4 protein-coding genes are annotated in these 6,743 nt (G+C 64.1%); 3 read left to right on the forward strand and 1 reads right to left on the reverse strand.

Translation table 11 applies throughout. From position 1 onward, the window contains the following. Nucleotides 1-46 precede the first annotated feature (46 nt). Nucleotides 47-1,069, forward strand: a complete 1,023-nt coding sequence (locus ABE456_RS10710) for a quinone-dependent dihydroorotate dehydrogenase (protein ID WP_346643875.1) — start codon at nt 47-49, stop codon at nt 1,067-1,069. Nucleotides 1,070-1,200: 131 nt separating this feature from the next. Here the strand turns inward: ABE456_RS10710 and ABE456_RS10715 are convergent, their stop codons facing one another. Next, nucleotides 1,201-1,416: a ribosome modulation factor gene (locus tag ABE456_RS10715; protein WP_079227119.1), complete on the reverse strand. Its 216-nt coding sequence runs from the start codon at nt 1,414-1,416 to the stop codon at nt 1,201-1,203. Nucleotides 1,417-1,976: 560 nt separating this feature from the next. On the opposite strand from ABE456_RS10715, the gene rlmKL reads away from it, so the two are divergent. Both rlmKL and ABE456_RS10725 read left to right on the forward strand, forming a co-directional pair. Continuing rightward, a complete protein-coding gene (rlmKL, locus tag ABE456_RS10720) occupies nt 1,977-4,169 on the forward strand; it encodes a bifunctional 23S rRNA (guanine(2069)-N(7))-methyltransferase RlmK/23S rRNA (guanine(2445)-N(2))-methyltransferase RlmL (protein ID WP_346643876.1) in 2,193 nt (730 codons plus the stop codon). Nucleotides 4,170-4,263: 94 nt separating this feature from the next. After that, a complete protein-coding gene (locus tag ABE456_RS10725; protein ID WP_346643877.1) occupies nt 4,264-6,654 on the forward strand; it encodes a diguanylate cyclase in 2,391 nt (796 codons plus the stop codon). Nucleotides 6,655-6,743: the final 89 nt, after the last annotated feature.

Consider the following 6,743-nt stretch of genomic DNA (forward strand, 5'->3'; position numbering starts at 1 on the left):
CGCTGGCTATAATCGCCCCCTCACTCACCCTGAGCCTTGCCCGCCCATGTATACCCTGGCCCGCCAGCTGCTGTTCAAGCTATCCCCGGAAACCTCCCACGACCTGTCCCTGGACCTGATCGGCGCCGGTGGCCGTCTTGGCCTCAATGGCATGTTGTGCAAGCAGCCGGCGGCATTGCCGGTAACGGTCATGGGTTTGAACTTCGCCAACCCGGTGGGCCTGGCTGCCGGCCTGGACAAGAACGGTACGGCCATCGACGGTTTCGCCCAGTTGGGCTTCGGCTTCGTCGAAATTGGCACCGTCACCCCGCGCCCGCAGCCCGGCAACCCCAAACCACGGCTGTTCCGCCTGCCGGAAGCCACGGCCATCATCAACCGCATGGGCTTCAACAACCTGGGCGTCGATCACCTGCTCGGCCGCGTGCGTGCTTCGCGTTACAACGGCGTGCTGGGCATCAACATCGGCAAGAACTTCGACACCCCGGTCGAGCGTGCCGTCGATGACTACCTGATCTGCCTGGACAAGGTGTACAACGACGCTAGCTACATCACTGTCAACGTCAGCTCGCCGAACACCCCGGGCCTGCGCAGCCTGCAGTTCGGCGATTCGCTCAAGCAGTTGCTCGATGCCCTGGCCGAGCGCCGTGAGCAGCTGGCCGGGGCCCATGGCAAGCGCGTGCCGCTGGCCATCAAGATTGCCCCGGACATGAGCGACGAAGAAACCGCACTGGTAGCCGCTGCGCTTATGGAGTCGGGCATGGATGCAGTGATCGCCACCAACACCACGCTGGGTCGCGAAGGTGTTGAAGGGCTGCCGTATGGTGGCGAGGCAGGCGGCCTGTCGGGCGCGCCGGTGCTGGAAAAGAGCACCCACATCGTCAAGGTGCTGGCAGGTGAACTGGGCGGCAAGTTGCCGATCATTGCCGCCGGTGGCATTACCGAAGGCCGCCATGCCGCCGAGAAGATCGCCGCCGGGGCGAGCCTGGTGCAGATTTACTCGGGCTTCATTTATAAGGGGCCGGCGTTGATTCGCGAGGCGGTGGACGCTATTGCTGCTATGCAGCGGTGACCTGATAGGCCCATTCGCGGGCGCGGATATGGATTCGAACCCATAAAAAAAGGGCCCCATCAAGGGGCCCCTGGGCCTTCGCCCGCCGCCCGGATGGGGCGTGCATGGTGAATCGAATTCAGTGTCCTCGTTCAGCCAACGGCGTGATTTTCGTTGAGTCTATGGATGCCAGCGGTGCCAGTCATTCCGTCCCAGTTATCACCGCGACCTTCGCGCCAGCCGTTGATCCAGGCTTGGCGAACAGAAGGAAGAGTAAAGGGGCAAAGTTCGCGGGATTTGCCGGTGACCCCGTATTGGTAGCCACGTGAATATGCTCTTTCCAACGGATCACGCTTAAGTCTTCTCATAGGGTGTTGCCCTCACTTGTTGACTGTAATGTCCCGTCGGCCTCTCCGAGGCCGGGCAGAGTCTTTCTGCCGGTTTGCGCTCGCTGCCGGCGTGGCGAGCTGAAAGTGCCGCCTCGTTGCGAAGCGGCCTGAGACCAGTTCTATCGAATGCGAGTCACGGTGTGAATGATCGATTTGTCATAAGCACGTAACCTTTCATAGGGTCAGGGGATAAGTAAATAAATGCGACTCAACCTTGTTTAACGTTGAGCCCGCTATGATCAGGGTTTGCCGATCATTGACGTCAGTTCGCCAGCGTTGCTCGCGGATGACAGAAATAATTTGAAATGCGACGAAGGGTCACATCGGCCCCGAGATCGCCAGAATTTTTCGTACTGCCTGATGATCTAAGCTGTCTTTGCCACTGGGCCAAGCACAGATCGGTCAGGCGGCCCGGCCTTTTGCGGCACGTTTGCGTGCCGGAGGGGCCACCCGCAGGCCTGCTGGAAAGGTGTGCGGGCAAACATCGCGGGGCGATGCGTCGCCCCGTCAGTCAAATAGCCCAAGGCGCTGGATTACTCATGTCGGACCGTTTCGAACTTTATCTCACTTGCCCCAAAGGCCTGGAAGGCCTGCTTGCCGAAGAGGCCCGGGGCCTCGGCCTGGATGACGTGCGCGAGCACACCTCGGCCATTCGCGGCGCCGCCGACATGGAAACCGCCTACCGCCTGTGCCTGTGGTCACGTCTGGCCAACCGGGTACTGCTGGTGCTCAAGCGCTTCTCCATGAAGAACGCCGACGACCTCTACGACGGCGTGCACGCGGTTGATTGGGCCGACCACCTGGCAGCCGATGGCACCCTGGCGGTGGAGTTCAGCGGCCATGGCTCGGGCATCGACAACACCCACTTCGGTGCGCTGAAGGTCAAGGATGCGATCGTCGACAAGCTGCGCAACCGCGAAGGCCTGCGCCCGTCGGTAGAAAAGATCGACCCTGATGTGCGTGTGCACCTGCGCCTGGACCGTGGCGAAGCCATTCTCTCCCTCGACCTGTCCGGGCACAGCCTGCACCAGCGTGGCTACCGCCTGCAGCAAGGCGCCGCGCCGCTGAAGGAAAACCTGGCAGCGGCGGTGTTGATCCGCTCCGGCTGGCCGCGGATTGCCGCCGAAGGTGGCGCGCTGGCCGACCCGATGTGCGGTGTGGGTACCTTCCTGGTCGAAGCGGCGATGATCGCCGCCGATATCGCCCCCAACCTCAAGCGTGAGCGTTGGGGCTTCAGCGCCTGGCTCGGCCATGTGCCGGCGCTGTGGCGCAAGGTGCATGACGAGGCGCAGGCGCGGGCACAAGCCGGCCTGGCCAAACCACCGCTGTGGATCCGTGGCTACGAAGCCGACCCGCGGCTGATCCAGCCGGGCCGCAACAACGTTGAACGTGCCGGCCTTGGCGACTGGGTGAAGATCTACCAGGGCGAAGTCAGCACCTTCGAACCGCGCCCGGACCAGAACCAGAAGGGCCTGGTCATCAGCAACCCGCCCTATGGCGAGCGCCTGGGTGATGAAGCCAGCCTGCTGTACCTCTACCAGAACCTCGGCGAGCGCCTGCGCCAGGCCTGCATGGGCTGGGAGGCGGCGGTGTTCACCGGCGCGCCACAGCTGGGCAAGCGCATGGGCATTCGCAGCCACAAGCAATATGCGTTCTGGAACGGCGCCTTGCCGTGCAAGCTGCTGCTGTTCAAGGTGCTGCCTGACCAGTTCGTCACTGGCGAACGCCGCGAGGCACAGCCTGAAGGCGCACAAGAACGCCAGCAGGCCCCGGTTGCCAGCGAGCCGGCGCGCCTGTCGGAAGGGGCGCAGATGTTTGCCAACCGCCTGCAGAAAAACCTCAAGCAACTGGGCAAGTGGGCCCGCCGCGAACAGGTCGACTGCTACCGCCTGTATGATGCCGACATGCCTGAATACGCCTTGGCGGTCGACCTCTATCAAGACTGGGTGCACGTGCAGGAATACGCCGCACCACGTTCGATCGACCCGGACAAGGCCCAGGCGCGCCTGCTCGATGCGTTGGCGGCCATCCCGCAGGCGCTGGGCATTTCGCCGCAACGTGTCGTGCTCAAGCGCCGCGAGCGGCAGAGTGGCACGCGCCAGTATGAGCGCCAGGCCACCGAAGGTCGCTTCCAGGAGGTGAACGAAGGGGGCGTCAAGCTGCTGGTCAACCTCACCGACTACCTCGACACCGGCCTGTTCCTCGACCACCGCCCGATGCGCATGCGCATTCAGCGCGAGGCCGCCGGCAAACGCTTCCTCAACCTGTTCTGCTACACCGCTACGGCCACCGTGCACGCGGCCAAGGGCGGTGCGCGCAGTACCACCAGCGTCGACCTGTCGAAAACCTACCTGGACTGGGCGCGGCGCAACCTGGCGCTCAATGGTTTCTCCGAGCGCAACCGCCTGGAGCAGGGCGATGTCATGGCCTGGCTGGAAGGCAACCGCGACAGCTACGACCTGATCTTCATCGACCCGCCGACCTTCTCCAACTCCAAGCGCATGGAAGGTGTGTTCGACGTACAGCGTGACCATGTACAGCTGCTGGACCTGGCCATGGCCCGCCTGGCGCCGGGTGGCGTGTTGTACTTCTCCAACAACTTCCGCAAGTTCCAGCTGGACGAGCACCTGATGGCGCGCTACGCCGTGGAGGAAATCACAGCCCAGACCCTGGACCCGGACTTCGCCCGCAATAATCGGATTCACCGCGCCTGGCGCCTGCAACTGCGCTGAGGCGACGAGGTACATTGCGCGGCTAATGGCCAATAGCTATAACTGAGTGCAGGGCAAGATAATCCGCAGGACGCTGACGTGACGAGATGGGTGTATGTCAAAGTGTGGCGTGCGTGCGCGGTTACTTGGCCTGTGCACAGAGGCGGTGCCCGCGTGGGCGGTAGCGCTGGTCGTCCTGGTGGCCGGCGGCTTGCTGACGGCCACCTTGGCTGTTGCCGCGCAGAGCTTTTACAAGCAGCAACTGCGCCAGCGCTTCGAGCTGCTGGCCAGCGAGCGCTTCAGCCGCATCGCCGAGCGGTTTGATGAGCAGCAGCAGCGCCTGGACGGGCTGCGGCGGTTTTTCAGCTTTTCCAACGAAGTCACCCCGCACGAATTCGACGGCTACGCCCGGCCGTTGCTGCACCGCACCCTGGCCTACGCCTGGGCGCCTCGGGTAGAGGCCGCGCAACGCGCCGAGTTCGAGCGCCTGGCCAGTAATCATTCCGGCCCAGGTTATGTGATACGTGACCAGGATGCGCAAGGCCAGTGGCACCCCGCGCCGCTGCGCGACCATTACTTTCCGGTGCTGTATACCCAGTCGGGCGAATTGCCTGGGCTGCCCTATGGGTTGGACCTCGCCGGCCAAGGCGCGCCCCAATCGGCATTGGCGCGGGCGCTGGGGCCGGGCAGCATGGCGGTGTCCGAACCGCTGGCCATGTTCGATAGCCGCTCGGACGCACGTGGCCTGTTGATGGTGGCGCCGGTGTTTTCCGATGCCAAGCCCCACGGCGCGGCAGTGGGCTATGTAATGGCCTTGCTGAGCATGCGCGAGCTGGTCACCGACGGGCGGCCGGTGGCGGAAGACGACAACCTGGTAGTGCGCATCGTCGACCCGTCCGGGCTGCGCGGGCCCGAAGTGATGTTCGATTCGCAGAACCAGGTCGCCCCATTGTCGCTGGCCAGCAACCAGCTATTGCACCTGGCCGATCATCATTTTCAGCTGGATATCCGGCCGAGCCTGGCTTTCGTGCAGGCCAACCGTTCCTCGGCGGTGTTGGCGGTCGGCCTGCTGGGCGGGTTGTTGAGCCTGCTGCTCAGCGCTCTGCTTTACAGCCTGTTCAGCCAGCGTCAGCGTGCCTTGGCCCTGGTCGAGCAGCGCACCGCTGAACTGCAGATCAGTGAGCAATCCCTGCGAGGCACCCACAATCAGCTGCGCAGCGTGCTGGAGGCCGCGACCCAGGTCGCGATCATCGCCACCAACCTCAAGGGCGTGGTCAGCACCTTCAACGCCGGTGCCGAGCGCATGCTCGGGTACCCGGCCAGCGAGGCCATTGGCCAACTGCGGCTTGAGGACCTGGTGCTACCCGAGGAGTTGAGCCTGCGCGCCCATGCACTGAGCCTGCGCTTTGGTCGCCCGATTGCCGGTGGCCAGGCCATGTTCGCCGAAACGGTGCAGGAGCACGGCGCCGAGCCGGGGGAGTGGACCTTGTTGCGCGCCGATGGCAGCCAGTTGGTGGCCAACATGCTGGTCACCGCCATGCTCGATGAACAGGGTTTGTGGGTGGGCTACCTGGCCATCTGCATCGACGTCACCGAGCGGCGTCGGGTGCATGAGGCGCTGGCGGCGCGTGACCGTCTGCTGGAGAAGCTCAGTGCCGAGGTGCCGGGTGGCATCTACCAGTACCGCCTGGATGCCAACGGCCACTCGTGCTTTCCGTATGCCAGCATGGGCTTGTACGACATCTACGAAGTCGACCTGCAGCAGTTGCGCGAGGATGCGACGGCTGTGTTCGATCGCATCCACCCCGATGACCTGGACCGTGTGCGACGTTCGGTGCGTTACTCGGCCGAACACCTGGCGCCCTGGCGTGAGGAGTATCGGGTGTGCCTGCCGCGAGCGGGATTGCGTTGGGTGCGTGGCGAGGCGACCCCGGAGGTGGGCGAGCAGGGCTGCACATTGTGGCATGGTTACCTGACGGACATTTCCGACCTCAAGGACGTGGAAGAAGAGCTGCGGGCGTTGTCGGTTACCGATGCGCTGACTGGCATCCATAACCGCCGCTACTTTCAGGAGCGGCTTAAAGTTGAGCTGGAGCGGGCCCAGCGCGATGGGCAGGCACTGGCGGTGATCATGCTCGACATCGATCACTTCAAACGCATCAATGACCGCTTCGGCCATGCTGTGGGCGACCGGGTGCTGCGCAGCCTGTGCCAGCGCATTGGCCAACGGTTGCGGCGTACCGATGTGTTCTGCCGGTTGGGTGGGGAGGAATTCATGGTGCTGTGCCCGGGCAGCGATGCCGAGCAGGCGCGGCTGCTGGCGCTGGAGTTGTGGCAAGGGGTGCGCAGCGTGCCGGTGGAGGGCGTGGGCAAGGTGACCGCGAGTTTTGGTGTGGCGGGCTGGCGGCCAGGGGAGGGCGCCGATGCCTTGCTGTTGCGCGCGGATGCTGGGGTGTATGCGGCCAAGCAGGCCGGGCGGGACCGGGTGGAGGGCGAGTCGGCCTGAGTATTTTCAGTTGTCTGCACTGGCCCCTTCGCGGCTAAAGCCGCTCCCACAGGTACAGCGCAAGGTTCAAGGCCTGTGCGGTCCTGTGG

The organism is Pseudomonas sp. TWI929 (assembly GCF_039673335.1).
GTDB lineage: Bacteria > Pseudomonadota > Gammaproteobacteria > Pseudomonadales > Pseudomonadaceae > Aquipseudomonas.